Raw genomic sequence first — 18,348 nt, forward strand, 5'->3', positions numbered from 1 at the left:
TGAGGTGGCGCCGGCGCGAACGCATTGGTGGCACGGCCCCGGCCGTTGCTAGCGTCTATGAGTTCGGTGTGACGCAGCGTGGGAGGAAGTGAGCGTGACGAAGTCGGTTGGCGTGCGCTCGAGGCGCCCCGCGATGGCGGTGGCCATCGCGGCAACCCTGACGCTCGTCCTCGCGGCCTGCGGAGGCGGGTCGACCGATGAGCCCGGCGGCGAGGACATCTCCACCGGCTCGCGTCATGTGAACCTGATCGCCTACGCGACCCCCAAACCGGGTTTCGACGTGGTGATCCCGGCCTTCCGCCGCACCGAGAACGGTCACGACATCGGGTTCTCCCAGTCGTACGGCCCGTCCGGTGACCAATCCCGCAAGGTGGCCCGTCGCGTGCCCGCCGACGTCGTCAACGTCTCGGTGCAACCGGACATGACCCGACTCGTCGACGCCGGCGTGGTGGACGCGGATTGGCAGCAGCGCGAACCCAACAACAGCGTTGCGTTCGGGTCGGTGGTCGCATTTGTGGTGCGCAAGGGCAACCCCAAGAACATCCGCGGCTGGGACGACCTGCTCAAGCCGGGCGTGCAGGTCATCACCCCCAATCCGGGCAGCTCCGGATCGGCCAAATGGAATCTGCTCGCCCCCTACGCGGTGAAGAGCAACGGCGGCCGCGACAACCAGGCAGGCCTCGACTACATCGCCGAACTGATCCGCGACCATGTGACCGTGATCCCCAAGTCGGGACGCGAGGCCACCACGGCCTTCGAACAAGGGCAGGGCGACGTCCTGATCAGTTACGAAAACGAGGCGATCATGCTGGATCGGGCCAACGCGACTGCGAGCCCGGACCAGCAGGTGGAGTACTTCGTGCCGCGCGAGACCTTCCAGATCGAGAACCCGGTGGCGGTGGTCAATACCACCTCCGACGAGCCCGCCGCACGCGCCTTCGTGGACTATCTGTTCACCGACGAAGCGCAACTCCTGTGGGCCGAACAGGGTTTCCGGCCGGTGACGGATTCCGTCGCGGCGGCGACCACAAAGATGTTCCCGGGACAGATCGAGAAGCTGTGGACCATCGACGAAGTCGGCGCGGTTCTCGGTCCGCAGGCCGGCCCTGCCGCCGACGGCTCGATCCGCACCGGCTGGGCGGCGGTCGACACGGTGCTGTTCGGTTCGGATGGTTCGATCACCGAGCTCTACGACACGGGCGGCCGACAGTGAGCACGCCGGTCATCGACAGTGGTTCCCAAAGAGTGGCTGACCGTCATCGTGCTGTTGCCGCTGGCCGCGATCACCGTCTCGTCGTTCTCTGATGGGTGGTCTGGGTTCGTCGACGCCGTCACCGACCCCAACGCGCTGGCCACTTTGCGGATCACCGTCATCGTTTCGCTGGTGGCCGCATTGATCAATGTGGTCTTCGGCACCATCATCGCGTGGGTGCTGGTGCGGGACCAGTTCTGGGGCAAGGGATTCGTCAACGCCATCATCGATCTCCCGTTCGCGTTGCCGACCATCGTGGCCAGCCTGGTGTTGTTGTCGCTGTACGGCCCGAACAGCCCGATCGACGTTCACATCAACGCCACCAAACCCGCAGTGGTCGTGGCGTTGACGTTTGTCACATTGCCGTTCGTGGTGCGGCAGGTACAGCCGGTGCTGATGGAACTCGACACCGACGTCGAAGAGGCCGCTGCGGTGTTGGGCGCGACCAACTGGACCACCTGGACCAAGATCGTGCTGCCTGCGCTGCTCCCGTCGATCCTGACCGGTGCAGGCCTGGCGTTCACCCGCGCGATCGGCGAGTTCGGTTCGGTGGTGCTCATCGGCGGCAACATTCCGCGCGACACCCAGGTCGCCTCGCAATACATCCAGCAGCAGATCGAGGTCGACGACCCGGTCGGGGCGGCCGCTGTCTCGGTGATGCTACTGCTGATCGCCTTCTGTGCGTTGCTCGTGTTGCGACTGGTGGGTCACCGGCAACGGATGCGAGAGGAGCGCGACCAGTGAGATTGTCGCCGTTGACCCGCTACGGTCTGCGTGCCGTCGCGCTCATCTATCTGTTCGTGCTGTTGATCGTGCCGGTGACCCTCATCTTCTGGCGGTCGTTCGAACACGGGGTCGGGCAGTTCTGGGAGTGGATCACCACACCCGCCGCGATCTCCGCCCTCCAGTTGAGCCTGGCGATCGTTGCGATCGTGGTGCCGCTGAACGTGGTGTTCGGCATCGTGACCGCGCTGGCCCTGGTGCGCGGCCGATTCCCCGGCAAGGGGATTCTGCAGGCCGTGGTGGACCTCCCGTTCGCTGTGTCGCCGGTGGTGGTGGGCGTCGCATTGATCCTGCTGTGGGGCTACGGCGGATGGTTCGGCGGCATCGAGAGCGCCGGGTTCCGCATCATCTTCGGTTTCCCCGGTCTGGTGCTCGCCACCATCTTCGTCACGCTGCCGTTCGTGGTGCGCGAGGTGGAGCCGGTGCTGCGCGAGATCGGTACCGAGCAGGAACAGGCGGCTGCGACGTTGGGGGCCAACGGCTGGCAGACGTTCAGCCGGATCACGCTGCCGGCCATCCGGTGGGGTCTGACGTACGGCATCGTGCTGACGGTGGCCCGGTCACTGGGCGAGTACGGCGCGGTGATGATGGTGTCGTCGAATTTCCCCGGCATCTCGCAGACCCTGACCCTGCTGGTTCACTCTCGTTACGTCGACGACTACAACGAGTACGGCGCGTATGCTGCGGCCACATTGCTGATGTTGGTGGCCATCGCGGTGTTGATCGCGATGACACTCATCGAACGCGGTGCCCAGAGCCGGGTCGGCGACACCGACGAGGCGGCCGGTGACGAACCGTCGACTGGTGAGGCGCCTGCCGAAGATGCCGCGCCGGCTGTCCCGTACGGCCCTGCCTCGACCGAACCGCACAAGGAAGGCATGTGACATGTCGATCTCGGTGATACGCGCGAACAAGAGGTATGGCGATTTCGCCGCTCTCGACGACGTCTCCATCGACATTCCGGAAGGGTCGCTGACGTCGTTGCTCGGCCCGTCCGGCTCGGGCAAATCGACGCTGCTACGGGCGATCGCCGGTCTCGACAGCCTCGACTCGGGCACCGTGCTCATCAAGGGCAACGACGTCTCCACCGCATCGCCGCAGCAACGCGACATCGGATTCGTGTTCCAGCACTATGCCGCGTTCAAGCACCTCACCGTGCGCGACAACATCGCGTTCGGCCTCAAGATCCGCAAGCGTCCCAAGGCTGAGATCGCGGCGAAGGTCGACGAGCTGCTCGACGTGGTCGGGCTGACCGTGTTCCAGAAGAGGTTTCCCGCGCAATTGTCCGGCGGCCAACGCCAGCGGATGGCCCTGGCGCGTGCATTGGCCGTCGACCCGCAGGTGCTGTTGCTCGACGAACCGTTCGGTGCGCTCGACGCGAAGGTCCGGGAGGATCTCCGAAAGTGGTTGCGTCGCCTGCACGACGAGGTGCACGTCACCACCGTGCTGGTCACCCACGACCAGCAGGAGGCGCTCGACGTGAGCGACCGCATCGCGGTGCTGAACAAGGGGCGTATCGAACAGGTGGGCACACCCGACGACCTCTACGACCGACCGGCCAACGTCTTCGTCGCGTCGTTTCTGGGGTCGACGGTGCGCCTCAACGGCGAACTGGTCCGTCCGCACGACATCCGCATCGGGCGCAACCCCGAACTGGCACTGCCGGCAGCAGACTCGGCATTGGACACCGGGGTCATCAAGGCGACGGTGACGCGGGTGGTGCATCTCGGATTCGAGGTGCGGCTGGAGCTGATCGCCGCCACGACCGGTGACGAGTTCCAGGCGCAGATCACCCGAGGCGACGCGTACGCGTTGAATCTGAAACCCGGAGAGGTGATCTACGCCCGCGCGACGAAGGTGGCCGCGCTCAGCGACTCCTGAGTAGAGTCGCGGGTCGCCACCGCCCGGTATTGACGGCAGACGGCCTCGATGACGTCACGGTGGGCGCCCAGCGGTCCCGCGACCACCGCATCGCTGGTGTGGCGATCGACTGCGGCCTCGACCCGCTCGGTCAGCAGGCCGGCGGACAAGAAGTACGGGCTCACCGCGATGCGCTCCGCGCCGGCGGATCGTAGGCGACGGATGGCGGTCCGCAGACGATGATCACGCGCGCCCAGTTTGGTCGCGAACACCACCTCGACCGGTCGGTTCAGGAGCGTGGACAACTCGATCGCGCGCCGGCGGACGTGGCGGTCGGCGGCGGCGTCGGAAGAGCCCACGGCGGTGAGGATCACCCCGACACGATCGGCGACCGGATCGGTGACCCCGGCCTCCACGAGGCGGTAGGCCAAGGCCTGGGCGAGTGGTGACGAGCCGATGACGTCGGTCTGGGTGACCGCACGCCCGCGACCGGTGTGGTCGGCGATGATCGTCGGCAGGTCGATCTTGCTGTGATAGCCCGCCGCGAACAGCAGCGGAACCACCACGCAGTCGCCGGTGACCTCCTCGAGCGCCGTACCGACCAGCGGAGCGTCGAGGTCCAGATAGGCGAGTTCGGTGTCGACTCCCGGCATGACGCGGCCGACCGCGTCGCGGATGCGCGAGGCGGTGGCCGCGAACCGGGGGTCACGGCTGCCGTGTGCCACCAACAGCAGTGTCGGGTTCATCAGCTTGTCCAACCGAACGGGATTCAGACGAGCTCCGGCGTCTGCGACAGGTGCAGATGCGCCAGCGCGTCACCGACGAGGCCGGCCCCGAGGGTGTTACCACCCTGCGGATCGATCAGCAGGAAGCTGCCCGATTCGCGGTTGACCTGATAGTCGTCGGCGGCGATGGGATCGGCGGTCTGGATGGAGATGCGGCCGATCTGGTTGAGCTCCACGGTGTCCGGAGCGTCGATCAGCGACAGGTGTTGCTCGTCGAAGAGCACCTCGAGGCCGCCGATGATCGCCTGTGTGGTGCGGGTGCCGTGCTTGAGCAGCAGACGGGCACCGGGGCGCAGCGGCTTCTCGGCCAACCAGCAGACCGTCGCGCTGAACTGCTGCAACGGTTCCGGGGCGTCGGCGACAGCGGCGATGAGGTCGCCGCGCGAGATGTCTACGTCGTCGTCGAGCAGCAGCGTGACACTGCGGCCGGTGTGCGCGGTGGCGAGCTGCCCGTCGGCGGTATCGATCTGCCGGATGGTGCTGCGGGTGCCCGCAGGCAGGATCACGACCTCGTCGCCCACGGAGACCCGGCCGGCGGCGATCTGTCCGGCGTACCCGCGGTAGTCGGGGAACTCAGGTGTGCGCGGGCGGATCACGTACTGCACCGGGAAGCGCAGGCCCACCGGCCGAGGGTCGGTGACATTCGGCACCGTCTCGAGATGCTCGATGAGTGCCGGACCGTCGTAGTACGGGGTGGACTCGGACCGGGTGGCGATGTTGTCGCCGTGCAGTGCCGAGACCGGGATCGCGGTGACCTGCTCGGCCGACCAGCCCAGCGAACGGGTCAGTTCGGCGAACTCGGCCGAGATCTGCGCGAAGGCGGTGGCCGGGTCGTCGACGAGGTCGATCTTGTTGACCGCCAGAACCAACTGCGGCACACCGAGCAACGCCATCACGGCGGCATGGCGCCTAGTCTGCGCGACGACACCGTTGCGGGCGTCGACCAGCAGGATCACCAGCTGGGCGGTGGATGCACCGGACACCGTGTTGCGGGTGTACTGCACGTGGCCGGGGGTGTCGGCGAGCACGAAAGAGCGTGCTGGCGTGGCGAAGTAGCGGTAGGCGACGTCGATCGTGATGCCTTGCTCACGCTCTGCGCGCAGCCCGTCGACGAGCAACGAGAGGTCGGGACCCTCCAGGCCGCGGTCGACCGAAGCCTTGGTGACGGCGTCGATCTGGTCGGCGAGAACCGATTTCGTGTCGTAGAGCAGGCGGCCGACGAGGGTGGACTTGCCGTCGTCGACGCTGCCGGCCGTCGCAATACGCAGGAGGTCGGGGGCGTGCTTCATCTCAGAAATATCCTTCGCGCTTGCGGTCTTCCATGGCGGCCTCGGAGACGCGGTCGTCGCCGCGGGTTGCGCCGCGTTCGGTGAGTCGGGAGGCGGCGACCTCGGCGAGCACGGCCTCGTTGTCGGCGGCGTCGGAGAGCACCGCGCCGGTGGTCGAGCCGTCGCCGACGGTGCGGTAACGCACCACGCGCTTCTCGACGACCTCACCCTCGCGGGGTCCGCCCCACGGGCCGGTGGTCATCCACATGCCGTCGCGCGAGTAGACCTCACGCTCGTGCGCGTAGTACAGCGGTGCCAGCAGGACCTGTTCGCGGGCGATGTAGCGCCAGATGTCCAGCTCGGTCCAGTTGCTCAGCGGGAACACGCGCACGTGCTCGCCGGGTGCATGGCGGCCGTTGTAGAGGTTCCAGAGTTCCGGGCGCTGACGCTTGGGGTCCCACTGCCCGAAGGCATTACGCAGCGAGAAGATCCGCTCCTTGGCGCGCGAGCGCTCCTCGTCGCGTCGGCCGCCGCCGAACACCGCGTCGAAGCGGTTCTCGGTGATGGCGTCGAGGAGCGGGATGGTCTGCAGTGGGTTGCGAATGCCGTCCGGTCGTTCGGTGAGGCGACCGTCGTCGATGTACTCCTCCACCGACGCGACGTGCAGGCGCAGGTTGTACCGCTCGACGATCTCGTCGCGGAACGTGATGATCTCCGGCAGGTTGTGTCCGGTGTCCACGTGCAGCAGCGAGAACGGCAGTGGCGCAGGCCAGAAGGCCTTGATCGCCAGGTGCAGCAGCACGGTGGAGTCCTTGCCGCCGGAGAACAGGATCACCGGGCGTTCGAACTCGCCGGCGACCTCACGGAAGATGTGGATCGCCTCGGATTCGAGGGCGTCGAGGGTGGTGAAGTCGTCGGCGGAGTCGACCACGGCCCGTGCGGTGTCGGGGGTGGTGGTGGACGAGGTGTCGGCGATGGTCATGCGTGCAGCCCACATTCTGTCTTGGCGCGACCGGCCCAACGGCCACTGCGCGGATCGGATCCGGGTTCGGGTTTGGCGGTGCAGGGTGCGCAGCCGATCGACGGGTAGCCGTCGTCGACGAGCGGGTTGACCAGCACTCCGTTGGAGTCGATGTAGTCCTGCATGGTCTCGTCAGACCAGGCGGCGATCGGGTTGATCTTGACCAGCCCGAAGCCCTCGTCGAAGGAGATCAGCGGAGCGTTGGCGCGCGTGGGTGCCTCCACGCGCCGGATGCCGGTGATCCAGGCGTCGTAGCCGGCGAGCCCGTTCTTGAGCGGAACCACCTTGCGCAGCCGGCAGCATTCGCCGGGGTCGCGGGCGAACAGGTTGCGGCCCAACAGTTCGTCCTGCTCGGCGACGGTGTGTTCGGGGGTCAGGTTGACCATCTCGACGCCATACACCTGCTCGACCGCGTCCCGGGTGCCGATGGTCTCGGCGAAGTGATAGCCGGTGTCCAGGAACAGCACCTTGAGCTTGCTGCCGTGCAGCGCCTCGTCGTCGATGTTCTTGGTGGCCAGGTCGACCAGCGCTGCGTCCTGCATGTTGGAAGCGACCACGAAATTGTCGCCGAAGGTTTCGGCGGTCCAGCGCAGCAGGTCGGCGGGAGTGGCGTCGGGGCCGAGGTCGGCCGCGCCCTTCTCGGCGATCGCGCGTAGCTCGTCTTCGCTGAACCGTCGGCCGGTCGCTGTCGTGTCGGTGGACGTGCTCATCGCAGTGCCTCCTCGTCAGCTCGAACGGCCCACTGCGCGAACCGTTCTCCGTCGTGTCGCTGCTCCACGTACTGGCGGACCACCCGGTCGATGTAGTCGCCGAGTTCGGTGGAGAGCACCTTGTGTTGCCGCAGCTTGCGGCCGAATCCGGCGTCCTGGCCCAGGCTTCCGCCCAGGTGCACCTGGAATCCCTCGGTCTGTCCGCCGTTGCCGTCCTCGACCAGCTGACCCTTGAAGCCGATGTCGGCGACCTGCGAACGGGCGCACGAGTTGGGGCAGCCGTTGATGTTCACGGTGATCGGGGTGTCGAGGTCGGCGTTGATGTCGGCGAGGCGCTCCTCGAGCTCCGGGACCAGCCGCTGCGAACGCTTGCGGGTTTCGGTGAAGGAGAGCTTGCAGAACTCTATGCCGCTGCACGCCATCAGGTTCCGTCGCCAGTTGGATGCCCGGGCACTGAGGCCGAGCTTCGCCAGGTCGGCGATGAGCTCGTCGACCTTGTCGTCGGCGACGTCGAGCACCACGAGCTTCTGGTACGGGGTGAAGCGGATGCGGTCGGACCCGACTCGTTCGGCTGCCTCGGCCACCTTGGTCAGGATGGTGCCGGAGACACGGCCGGCCATCGCGGCGAAACCGACCGAGTTGAGGCCGTTCTTGAGCTTCTGCACGCCGACGTGGTCGCGCGGAGCGGTCAGCGGCTCGGGTGCCGGACCGTCGATCAGCTTGCGGCCGAGGTATTCGTCCTCGAGGACCTGGCGGAACTTCTCGATGCCCCAGTCCTTGATGAGGAACTTCAGGCGTGCCTTGGTGCGCAGTCGGCGGTAGCCGTAGTCGCGGAAGATGGCGACCACGCCCTCCCACACGTCGGGCACCTCGTCGAGCGGAATCCAGGCGCCCACCCGCTGCGCCAGCATCGGGTTGGTGGACAGCCCGCCGCCGACCCAGAGGTCCAGGCCCGGGCCGTGTTCGGGATGGTTCACGCCGATGAAGGCGACGTCGTTGGTCTCATGCGAGACGTCCTGCAGACCGGAGATGGCAGTCTTGAACTTGCGCGGCAGGTTCGAGTACTGCGGGTCACCGATGTAGCGGCGGACGATCTCGTCGATCGCCGGGGTGGGGTCGAGCACCTCGTCGACGGCCTCACCGGCGAGCGGGGAACCCAGGATGATGCGCGGGCAGTCGCCGCACGCCTCGGTGGTATAGAGCCCGACGCTTTCGAGCCGCTCCCAGATGGTGGGGACGTCCTCGATGCGAATCCAGTGGTACTGGACGTTCTCGCGGTCGGACAGGTCGGCTGTGTCGCGGGCGAACTCGGTGGACAGTCCGCCAAGGGTGCGCAGCTGGTCGACGTTGAGGGCGCCCGCGTCACAGCGCACCCGCATCATGAAGTGGCTGTCCTCGAGGATGTCGATGTTCTCGTCGCCGGTCCAGGTGCCGTCGTAGCCCTCGGCGCGCTGGGTGTAGAGGCCCCACCAGCGCATCCGGCCGCGCAGATCCTGCTTGTCGATCGACTCGAAGCCCTGCTTGGCGTAGATGTTCTCGATGCGGGCCCGGACGTTGAGCGGGTTGTCGTCCTTCTTGACCTGCTCGTTGGGGTTCAGCGGCTCACGGTAACCGAGTTTCCACTGGCCCTCGGCGCGGCGCTTGGCCGGGCGCTTCTTACGAGCGGGGCGGTCCGCGGCCGGCGCGGCCTTGGCGGCTGCGTAGGGCGTGGTCACGGACAGATCGTCGGTGGTGGACGTCATGAAGTCTCCTGAGCTGACGCAGGCACACGTCAGCGATCACGAAAAAGGTGGGCTGGAAACGTGTCGGCATCCCGCGTCGAGCGGGGGACTTCTCAGGGCCGAACTGTCGTCTGCCGACGACAGGGCAACACGTCGTCTAAGGACGACAGAATGCGCTGCAGACGCGCTTGAGATCGATGTGGCGTCGGGCTGCGAGCCACACCCCTGGGGAAGTCACGTCGTTCATAGTGCCACGATCACCCTTGCCGCGTCTACTTGGGGTTATTTTTCCTCACGATGAGGCAAATGTCCGTTACCGGTGCACCTCGAGGTCCATTCCTTTGGGGTCAAGGCGTTCGGTGCGACGTCTATTCCGCGTCCGCGAAGTGACACCGAAACCGACGAGGTGGCGCTCATCACACCGCACCGAGCGCGCATGATGGACCCATGAAGCTCGAAACCGAGCCCGCAGTCGACAGCGCCGTCGAAGTAGCGTGTGGTGCGGTCGACCCGGCGACACCACTCGGCCTGTATCTGCATGTGCCGTTCTGTGCGACGCGCTGCGGGTACTGCGATTTCAACACCTACACGGCAGGGGAGTTGGGCAGCTCCTCGTCGCCTGAATCATGGCAGCAGGCGGTGGAGCGGGAGCTGGACAGCGCCGCACGGCTGCTGAATCCGGCCCGAGGGGTCTCGACGATCTTCGTCGGCGGTGGCACGCCGTCGCTGCTGGGGGCCGACGGTCTGCGGCGCCTCCTGGACGCGGTGCGTGCCCGGTTCGAGCTCACCGACGACGCCGAGGTCACCACCGAGTCGAACCCCGAATCGACCTCGCCGGAGTTCTTCGACGGTTTGTTGGCAGCCGGATTCACCCGGGTCTCGCTCGGGATGCAGTCCGCGGCACCGCATGTGCTCGCGACACTGGACCGCACTCACACGCCGGGGCGGGCGGTGGCCGCCGCCCGCGAGGCCACCGCCGCCGGTTTCCGACATGTCAATCTAGACCTCATCTACGGAACGCCGGGGGAGACCGATGCGGATCTGCACGCCAGTGTCGACGCCGTACTGTCCACCGACGTCGACCACGTGTCCGCCTACGCCCTGATCGTGGAGGACGGCACCGCGTTGGCGCGTCGGATTCGTCGTGGCGAACTGCCCGCACCTGACGACGACGTGCTCGCCGATCGCTATCAGATCCTCGACAGCCGCCTGCAGGCCGACGGATTCGATTGGTATGAGGTGTCCAACTGGTCACGCGGTGAGGACAGTCGCTGCCGCCACAATCTCGCGTACTGGTACAGCAGTGACTGGTGGGGTATCGGACCGGGTGCGCACTCCCATGTCAATGGTGTGCGGTGGTGGAACCAGAAGCATCCGGCCCGATACGCCGACGCGCTGACCGATGCGCGGCTGCCGGTGGGCGGTCACGAAGTACTCACCGACGAAGACCGCCACGTCGAGTCGGTGATGTTGACCGCGCGATGCCGCAACGGGCTGTCCGTCGAGCACCTCACCGCCGAGGAGTTCCGGCGGGCATCGGGCTTCGTCGACGACGGGCTGCTCGCCTTCGTCGGTTCGGTGGGCGCACGGCTGGTGCTCACCGACGCCGGACGGCTGCTCGCCGATCGGGTGGTGCGGGAGATCCTGTACGCCGGGTGACGGTGGCTCACCACTGTGGAGGGGTAGTCGACGGGAGGGTCCAGCCGGTGCTGCGGGTGGCCTTGCGATGGGCGCCGCCGGGCACCGGAGCCCGGCCCGGCGACGGTAGGCGTTTGGTGTCGAGCCGGTCGGCCACCGAGTCCGCGTCGGTGTCGAGGTCGATGGCGTCGAGATCGAGCATGCGGGCATGGATGATGTGTCGGTTACGGAGTGCCGAGCGCACTGCTCGGTGCAGCCCGTCCTCCAGATACAGATCGCCACGCCACCGCACGACATGCGAGAAGAGATCGCCGTAGAACGTCGAATCCTCGCTCAGCAGGCGGTCGAGCGCGAGGACCGTGGTGACCGTGGTGAGTTCATCGAGTCGGAACTGCCGGGGCGGGATCTTGGCCCATGCACTCGCCGACATCCCGTGGTCGGGATAGGGCCTCCCGTCCCTCACCCCCTTGAAGATCATCGAGCACTTCCTGGTCCGGCGTGCGTGGGGACGGGCGCGTGGACGATGCGTCCGACGGAATTCACGCAACGGTTCGTAAGATGGATGTCACCTACTGTATGGCAGAGTGCACGATCGGGAGGTGTAGACGGATGTCGACCACGGACGATCGCAGATTCGAGATCTTGCGTGCGATCGTGACCGATTTCGTCTCCACACAGGAGCCCATCGGTTCGAAGGCGCTCGTGGAGCGCCACCAGCTCGGGGTGTCGAGCGCGACGGTCCGCAACGACATGGCGGTGCTGGAGGCCGAGGGCTACATCGCCCAGCCACACACCAGTTCCGGCCGGGTACCCACCGATAAGGGTTACCGGATGTTCGTCGACCGGATCAGCGAGGTCAAGCCGTTGTCGGCGGCAGAGCGACGCGCGATCCTGTCGGTCCTCGATTCCGGGGTGGACCTCGACGACGTGCTGCGACGCTCGGTCAAATTGCTCGCTCAGCTCACTCGGCAGGTCGCCGTCATCCAGTACCCCGTACTGTCGACGGCCACCGTGCGGCACCTCGAGGTGGTGTCGCTGTCGCCGTCGCGGCTGTTGCTGGTGGTGATCACCGATACCGGTCGGGTCGAACAGCGCATGGTGGCGCTCGGTGACGACCTCGACGAGGACGACTACATCCGCTTGCGCGACATGTTCTCCGCGGCCTTGCACGGCAAACGTCTGGAAGAGGCGTCGGTGGCGGTCGCCGAACTGGCCAACGATGCCCCGGACGACATCCGCGATGCGGTGATCGCGGTGGCCACGATTCTCGTCGAGACGCTCGTGGAGCGTGGTGACGACCGTCTCGTTCTCGGCGGCACGTCCAATCTGGCCCGTTCGGCCGCCGACTTCGCGCCGGTGTTCGGCGGGATGGACACGGTGCTCGACGCCCTCGAAGAGCAGGTGGTGGTCTTGAAGTTGCTCGCCACGAGCCAGCGTATGGGACGGGTCACCGTCCAGATCGGGGAGGAGACGCAGACCGAGAACCTGCGTGGCACCTCGGTCGTGTCGACAGGGTACGGTGCTTCGGGCACGGTGTTCGGCGGCGTCGGCGTGGTCGGTCCCACCCGTATGGACTATCCGGGAACAATCGCGTCTGTCGCAGCCGTTGCCAAATATGTCGGCGAGGTGTTGGCCGATCGCTGACCCGTGCGGCCGCCCGCAGCGGCCCGGGAGCGATGCCGGACCACCCGAGCCCAGTGTGACCAGTGAGACGACAGGACCGAGACGACCGTGGCACGTGATTATTACGGAATCCTGGGTGTGGCCAAGGGTGCCTCCGACCAGGAGATCAAGCGCGCTTACCGCAAGAAGGCGCGTGAGCTGCACCCCGACGTCAACCCGGGCGAAGAGGACCGATTCAAAGAGGTCAGCACCGCATACGAGGTGCTGACCGACCCCGAGAAGCGCCGCATCGTCGACGCCGGCGGGGACCCGATGGCGGGTCCGGGCCAAGGCGGCTTCTCGGGCGGCGGCTTCGGAAGCGGCGGTCTGGGAGATGTCTTCGAGGCATTCTTCGGTTCCGGCGGCGGCGGAGGCTTCGGTGGGGGATTCGGCTCAGGTCGTGGACCGCGCAGCCGGGTGCAGCCGGGCGAACCCGCGTTGGTCGCCGTGGAACTCGACCTCGACGAATGCGCGGCCGGAGTCAACAAGGAGATCACCGTCGACACCGCGATCCTGTGTGACCTGTGTAAGGGATCGGGTACCCACGGCGATTCGAAACCGACCAGCTGCGACACCTGTAAGGGTCAGGGCGAGATCCAGGCCGTGCAGCGATCCTTCCTGGGCCAGGTGATGACCGTGCGCGAGTGCCCGACGTGCCACGGCGTGGGCGAGGTCATCCCCGACCCGTGTCGAAAGTGCGGGGGCGACGGCCGTGTCCGCTCCCGCCGCACGATGACGGTGAAGATCCCCGCCGGCATCGAGAACGGCATGCGCGTGCGACTGTCCGGACAAGGTGAGGTCGGCCCGGGCGGTGGGCCTGCCGGTGATCTCTACGTCGAGGTCACCGAGCGTCAGCACGAGGTCTTCGTCCGCGACAAGGACGACCTGCACTGCACCGTCCGCGTGCCGATCGCCGACGCCGCGCTCGGCAACGAGATCGACGTCGACACGATCCTCGACGGCACCGCGCGCGTCACCATCGCGCCGGGGACCCAGCCCGGACATGTGGTGAAGGTGAAGGGCCAGGGCATGCCGCACCTCAACACCGGGGTCCGCGGCACTCTACACGCGCACCTCGAGGTGGTGGTTCCCACCAAACTCGACACCGCCCAGACCGAGGCGCTGAACCAATTCCGCGAGGCATCGCATGAGCAGCCGGAGGTCGTCAGCTCCGCGACGGGCGCCGCAGCCGGTGGGCTCTTCTCGCGACTGCGTAACGCTTTCGCCGGACGCTGAACCCGACGACGAACTGACAAGAGCTACGCGTGAGTCCACCACTGTTCTGGGTCGAGGACGTACCGCGTGCCGGTACCGACGTCGTGGTGTCTGGTTCCGAAGGCCGCCATGCGGTCACGGTCACCCGACTGGCCGTCGGTGCGGAGTTGATCGCCGGCGACGGACGAGGGTCCACCGCCCGCTGCGAGATCGTGGCGATCACCGGCAAGGACTCACTGGTGGCCCGGGCGCATTCGTACGCCTACGTCGACCCTCCGCGGCCCCGCGTGACGGTGGTGCAGGCACTGCCGAAGTCGGAGCGGTCGGAACTGGCGGTCGATCTCGCCACCGAGGCCGGGGCCGACGAGATCGTGCCGTGGCAGGCGGCGCGGTGCGTGGCCCGGTGGACCGGCAAGGCCGACAAGGGGCGGGACAAGTGGCGGGCGGCTGCGGTGGCTGCCGCGAAACAGAGTCGGCGACCGTGGATTCCGTCGATCGCACCGCTGGCGTCCACGACAGATGTCCGCAGTCGCTGCGCTGACGCCATCGCCGGCGGCGGTGTGGCGGCGATCCTCCACGAGGATGGCGGCGTCGGGCTCCGCGACCTTCCGATCGCCGAGGCCTCCGAGATCGTGTTGGTCGTCGGACCCGAAGGGGGCGTCGACGACACCGAGATCGCCGATCTCACCGCGCTCGGCGCAACGCCGGTGATCCTGGGGCCGGAGATCCTGCGCACGTCGAGCGCCGCGGCCGTCGCGCTCGGCGCGATCGGAGTCCTGACCGATCGGTGGGTGACCCGGTGAGACGATGCGCCGTTCATCGGACCAAAGTGGAATACGGTACGGCGCCATCGCAATTCGGGCATGTATATCTCCCCGCAGACGGCGTCGGACCCGAGGACACGGTGCGGCCGGTGGTGCTCATCCATGGCGGCTACTGGAGCACCGAGTTCGCTCTGACCATCGAGACCGCGATCGCTCGTCTGATCGCCGAACGTGGTTGCCTGGTCTGGAACATCGAGTACCGCCGTGTCGGCGAGGAAGGCGGCGGCTGGCCGGGCACCGGCCGAGATGTGCTGGCCGCGCTGCGGGCTCTCGACGGTCCTGTCCGCGATGTCGTACCGCCCGAGATCGGCTCGCGAGTGGACTGGGATGCGGTCGCGGTGGTCGGCCATTCGGCGGGCGGACAACTCGCCGTCTGGGCGGTGGCGCAGCTGGGGGCGCGCACCGCGGGCACCACGATCACCCAGGTCATCGCTCAATCGGCGGCACTGGACCTCGAAGCAGGCGCGAACCGGCCGTCAATCCGTGGGCTGATGGGTCGACCGGTCGACGAGATCCCACATCGCTATCGGGAGGCATCCCCGCTGTGTCAGGAGCCCTTCGAGGCGCATGTGGTGGCACTGCACGGTGAACTCGACAGCGCGATTCCGGTGGAGTCGAGCCGGCGTTACGTGCAGACGGTCACCGCGGCCGGCCAATCGGCCGAACTCGTGGTGGTGCCGGGTGAGGGCCACGACGCGTTCGTGGATCCGCACAGCGTCTCCACTCGGCAGACGATCCGGTTGCTGGGTGTGTGAACCGGCGCCGGGCCTGTGTACGAGCGGAATAATGCCTGCTGATGCCCCGTTCAATCGCGTTAGACTGGCACCATCGCGGCGCAACAGCTGCACCGAACATGGACCCTGAGGAGGGATTTCATACGTGAGTGACGACACCCCGGACGCGAGCACGTCGTCGAACAGACCACCCGCGGGCCGATCTGTCACCTCCAACGTGGAAATCTCTTCCGAGGTGGTGTTCGGCCTGCTCGGAGCAAGTGACGTCAATCTCCGTACTCTCGAACAACTGCTGCCGGCGGATATCCATGTACGGGGCAACCAGGTCACCCTGACCGGTGCACCCGCCGATGTGGCGGCGTCCGAACGTGTGATCGCCGAGCTGGTCGATCTCGTCGGTCGCGGCACCCCGCTGAGCCCCGACCTGGTTCGGCACAGTGTGTCGATGCTGTCGGAAGGTTCGAGTGAATCGCCCGCCGACGTGTTGTCGCTGGACATCATCTCCCGCCGCGGCAAGACCATCCGGCCCAAGACGCTCAATCAGAAGCGCTACGTCGACGCGATCGACAACCACACCATCGTGTTCGGCCTCGGGCCCGCCGGTACCGGCAAGACCTATCTGGCGATGGCCAAGGCCGTGCAGGCGCTGCAGTCCAAGTCGGTCAACCGCATCATCCTGACCCGCCCGGCTGTCGAGGCCGGTGAACGTCTCGGCTTCCTGCCGGGCACGCTCAGCGAGAAGATCGACCCCTACCTCCGGCCTCTGTACGACGCGCTGCACGACATGATGGACCCCGAGGCGATCCCGAAGCTGATGGCGGCCGGGGTGATCGAGGTGGCGCCGCTGGCGTATATGCGTGGCCGGGCGCAACCCTTGTCGACCCGAGTGCTGACACCGGGGGGGTTCCGCCCGATCGGCGACCTGGAGGTCGGCGATCAAGTCATCGGCTCGAACGGCAAGCCCACCGAGGTGCAAGGCATCTACCCGCAGGGCTTCAAGGACATCGTGCGGGTGACCGCACAGGACGGTGCCTCGACTCTGTGCTCCACCGATCACCTGTGGTCGGTGTACACCCGCAGCGACCGACGTCGCGGCAAGGGGCCCCGGGTGCTCGCCGCCAAGGAGATGATCGGCAATCTCCGCGCGGCGCACTACCACCGCTACGAGCTGCCGATGCTGGCTGCGCCGGTCTCCATCGACGCCCAGCCGGTACCTCTCGACCCGTACGCCCTCGGACTGATGCTCGGTGACGGATGTATGGCGGGCATGACGACACCGTCGTTCACCACCGCAGACCCCGAACTCATCGACGCGCTCGTCGCCGCAGTTCCCGGCATCCGGGCCCGACAGAAATCGGACGTCGACTATGTGCTCAACCGCATCGGCACGCCGGGCGAGGTGATCACGATCGAGAACCCGGTCACGCATGCGATGCGTGCACTGGGGCTGTGGGGGAGCAAGTCGTCCACGAAGTTCGTGCCCGCCCAGTACCTGCAGAACTCCGCCGACGTCCGACTGGCCGTATTGCAAGGACTGCTCGACACCGACGGCGGACCCGTCGGCCAGTCGGGACGCACCTGCCGCGTCCAGTACACGACGGTGTCCGACCGCCTGCGAGACGACGTCATCTTCCTCGTGCGCTCTCTCGGGGGCGTGGTGTACTCACGCACCCGGAAAGCAGCTGGTCGTGCTCCGGGCAAGGCACGCGGACGTGAGGTTCCCTACCGCCATGATGCGCACGTGCTCGACATCCGGCTGCCGGCCGGCCTGGCGCCGTTCCGGCTCGGCCGCAAGGTGGAGAAGTACGCGGCGGGCGCATGCAAGGAGCCGAAGCGCTACATCGAGAGCATCGACGAGGTGGGCACCGAGGAGGCGGTCTGCATCAAGGTCGCCGCCGAGGACTCGCTGTATGTGACGGAGGATTTTCTGCTCACGCACAACACCCTCAACGACGCCTTCATCATCCTCGACGAGGCGCAGAACACCACCGGCGAGCAGATGAAGATGTTCCTCACCCGTCTCGGCTTCGGCTCCAAGGTCGTCGTCACCGGCGACACCACCCAGGTCGACCTCCCGGGCGGGGCGCAGAGCGGCCTGATGGCCGCCACCCGCATCCTCGACGGCATCGACGACATCCACTTCTCCACCCTCACCAGCCAAGACGTGGTCCGGCACCGCCTGGTTGCCGACATCGTCGACGCCTACGGCCGGGCCGAGGAGAATCAGCGGTCCGGTGGCCTGCGTGATGCCGATAGATTGCCCGGCAACCGCGCGTCGCGTCGCGCCGCCAACCACGGGCGTCGGTCATGAGCATCGAGCTGGCCAACGAGTCCGGCGTCGAGGTCCCGGCCGATCTGATCATCTCGGCCGCTCGTTTCGCGGTGGCGGCGATGGATGTGCATCCGGCGGCGGAATTGTCCATCCTGTGTGTCGATCAGGACGCGATGGCCGACATGCACATGCAGTGGATGGACCTGCCCGGACCGACCGACGTGATGAGCTTCCCGATGGACGAACTCGCGCCGGGCGGCCGGCCCGACGCAGCCGAACCGGGACCGGCCATTCTCGGTGACATCGTACTGTGCCCGGAATTCGCGGCCGAACAGGCGAAATCGGCGCGACGGTCGTTCGAGCACGAGCTGTCGATGCTGACCATCCACGGGGTGCTCCATCTCCTGGGCTACGACCACGCCGAGCCCGAAGAGGAAAAGGAGATGTTCGGTCTGCAGAACCGAATCCTCGAGGACTTCTATGCCGACCGGCATCGTCAGGCGCAGCAACGTCGACAGTCCGACCGCGACACGCGGCTGCTGACCAACATCGGCTTCACCGATCTCACTGCGGGCGACAACGCCTCCACCGAGGACGAGTGAC

General features: G+C 66.9%; 17 protein-coding genes. 11 read left to right on the forward strand and 6 right to left on the reverse strand.

What is annotated here, in order from left to right; all coding sequences use genetic code 11:
• Positions 1–133 precede the first annotated feature (133 nt).
• Genes VX037_RS07755 through VX037_RS07770 form a run of 4 tightly spaced genes read left to right on the forward strand, consistent with a single transcriptional unit; the run spans position 134 to position 3,916 of the window.
• The gene (locus VX037_RS07755; protein ID WP_287016795.1) at positions 134–1,213 is read left to right on the forward strand and encodes a sulfate ABC transporter substrate-binding protein; all 1,080 of its coding nucleotides are present in this window, start codon (positions 134–136) and stop codon (positions 1,211–1,213) included.
• Between the two features lie 18 nt (positions 1,214–1,231).
• The gene (cysT, locus tag VX037_RS07760; protein ID WP_287016765.1) at positions 1,232–1,996 is read left to right on the forward strand and encodes a sulfate ABC transporter permease subunit CysT; all 765 of its coding nucleotides are present in this window, start codon (positions 1,232–1,234) and stop codon (positions 1,994–1,996) included.
• Positions 1,993–2,919, forward strand: coding sequence for a sulfate ABC transporter permease subunit CysW (gene cysW / locus VX037_RS07765; protein ID WP_287016766.1), 927 nt, complete (start codon positions 1,993–1,995; stop codon positions 2,917–2,919). The genes cysT and cysW overlap by 4 nt, the downstream gene beginning before the upstream one ends.
• Before the next feature lies 1 nt (position 2,920).
• Entirely contained in the window at positions 2,921–3,916 is a 996-nt protein-coding gene (locus VX037_RS07770) for a sulfate/molybdate ABC transporter ATP-binding protein (protein ID WP_235722662.1), read from the forward strand.
• Here VX037_RS07770 and VX037_RS07775 read toward each other — a convergent pair.
• From VX037_RS07775 to VX037_RS07795, 5 genes are read right to left on the reverse strand one after another with little or no spacing between them, the layout of a single operon-like run.
• Positions 3,874–4,641, reverse strand: coding sequence for a sirohydrochlorin chelatase (locus VX037_RS07775; RefSeq protein ID WP_235722663.1), 768 nt, complete (start codon positions 4,639–4,641; stop codon positions 3,874–3,876). The genes VX037_RS07770 and VX037_RS07775 overlap by 43 nt on opposite strands.
• Before the next feature lie 23 nt (positions 4,642–4,664).
• On the reverse strand, positions 4,665–5,969 hold the full coding sequence (locus VX037_RS07780; protein ID WP_235722664.1) for a sulfate adenylyltransferase subunit 1: 1,305 nt from the start codon (positions 5,967–5,969) through the stop codon (positions 4,665–4,667).
• A gap of 1 nt (position 5,970) precedes the next feature.
• A complete protein-coding gene (gene cysD / locus VX037_RS07785) occupies positions 5,971–6,945 on the reverse strand; it encodes a sulfate adenylyltransferase subunit CysD (RefSeq protein WP_372474971.1) in 975 nt (324 codons plus the stop codon).
• Positions 6,927–7,679, reverse strand: a complete 753-nt coding sequence (locus VX037_RS07790) for a phosphoadenylyl-sulfate reductase (protein ID WP_235722666.1) — start codon at positions 7,677–7,679, stop codon at positions 6,927–6,929. Before VX037_RS07790 ends, cysD begins: the two co-directional genes overlap by 19 nt.
• Complete coding sequence (locus VX037_RS07795; RefSeq protein WP_235722667.1) at positions 7,676–9,421, reverse strand: nitrite/sulfite reductase; 1,746 nt, start codon at positions 9,419–9,421, stop codon at positions 7,676–7,678. The genes VX037_RS07790 and VX037_RS07795 overlap by 4 nt, the downstream gene beginning before the upstream one ends.
• 426 nt (positions 9,422–9,847) lie before the next feature.
• Here VX037_RS07795 and hemW point away from each other — a divergent pair, with 426 nt between their 5' ends.
• Positions 9,848–11,059, forward strand: coding sequence for a radical SAM family heme chaperone HemW (gene hemW / locus VX037_RS07800; RefSeq protein ID WP_287016767.1), 1,212 nt, complete (start codon positions 9,848–9,850; stop codon positions 11,057–11,059).
• Between the two features lie 7 nt (positions 11,060–11,066).
• On the opposite strand, the gene VX037_RS07805 is transcribed toward hemW, so the two are convergent.
• Positions 11,067–11,516: a type II toxin-antitoxin system VapB family antitoxin gene (locus VX037_RS07805; protein WP_287016768.1), complete on the reverse strand. Its 450-nt coding sequence runs from the start codon at positions 11,514–11,516 to the stop codon at positions 11,067–11,069.
• A gap of 131 nt (positions 11,517–11,647) precedes the next feature.
• Between VX037_RS07805 and hrcA the strand changes: the two genes are divergently transcribed.
• The 6 genes from hrcA to ybeY all read left to right on the forward strand — a co-directional run bounded on the left by hrcA (position 11,648) and on the right by ybeY (position 18,347).
• On the forward strand, positions 11,648–12,682 hold the full coding sequence (gene hrcA / locus VX037_RS07810) for a heat-inducible transcriptional repressor HrcA (protein WP_235722670.1): 1,035 nt from the start codon (positions 11,648–11,650) through the stop codon (positions 12,680–12,682).
• 87 nt (positions 12,683–12,769) lie between these two features.
• Positions 12,770–13,936 carry a molecular chaperone DnaJ gene (dnaJ, locus tag VX037_RS07815; protein ID WP_235722671.1) on the forward strand — a complete coding sequence of 389 codons (1,167 nt, stop codon included), beginning with the start codon at positions 12,770–12,772 and terminating at the stop codon, positions 13,934–13,936.
• A 29-nt stretch (positions 13,937–13,965) separates the two neighbouring features.
• A complete protein-coding gene (locus VX037_RS07820; protein ID WP_235722672.1) occupies positions 13,966–14,718 on the forward strand; it encodes a 16S rRNA (uracil(1498)-N(3))-methyltransferase in 753 nt (250 codons plus the stop codon).
• A gap of 26 nt (positions 14,719–14,744) precedes the next feature.
• Complete coding sequence (locus tag VX037_RS07825; protein WP_235722673.1) at positions 14,745–15,494, forward strand: alpha/beta hydrolase family protein; 750 nt, start codon at positions 14,745–14,747, stop codon at positions 15,492–15,494.
• A gap of 124 nt (positions 15,495–15,618) precedes the next feature.
• On the forward strand, positions 15,619–17,784 hold the full coding sequence (locus VX037_RS07830) for a PhoH family protein (protein WP_235722674.1): 2,166 nt from the start codon (positions 15,619–15,621) through the stop codon (positions 17,782–17,784).
• A complete protein-coding gene (gene ybeY / locus VX037_RS07835) occupies positions 17,781–18,347 on the forward strand; it encodes an rRNA maturation RNase YbeY (RefSeq protein ID WP_235722675.1) in 567 nt (188 codons plus the stop codon). Before VX037_RS07830 ends, ybeY begins: the two co-directional genes overlap by 4 nt.
• Position 18,348: the final 1 nt, after the last annotated feature.

The organism is Gordonia sp. Z-3 (genome assembly GCF_036233855.1).
In the GTDB taxonomy this organism is placed as follows: Bacteria; Actinomycetota; Actinomycetes; order Mycobacteriales; family Mycobacteriaceae; genus Gordonia; species Gordonia tangerina.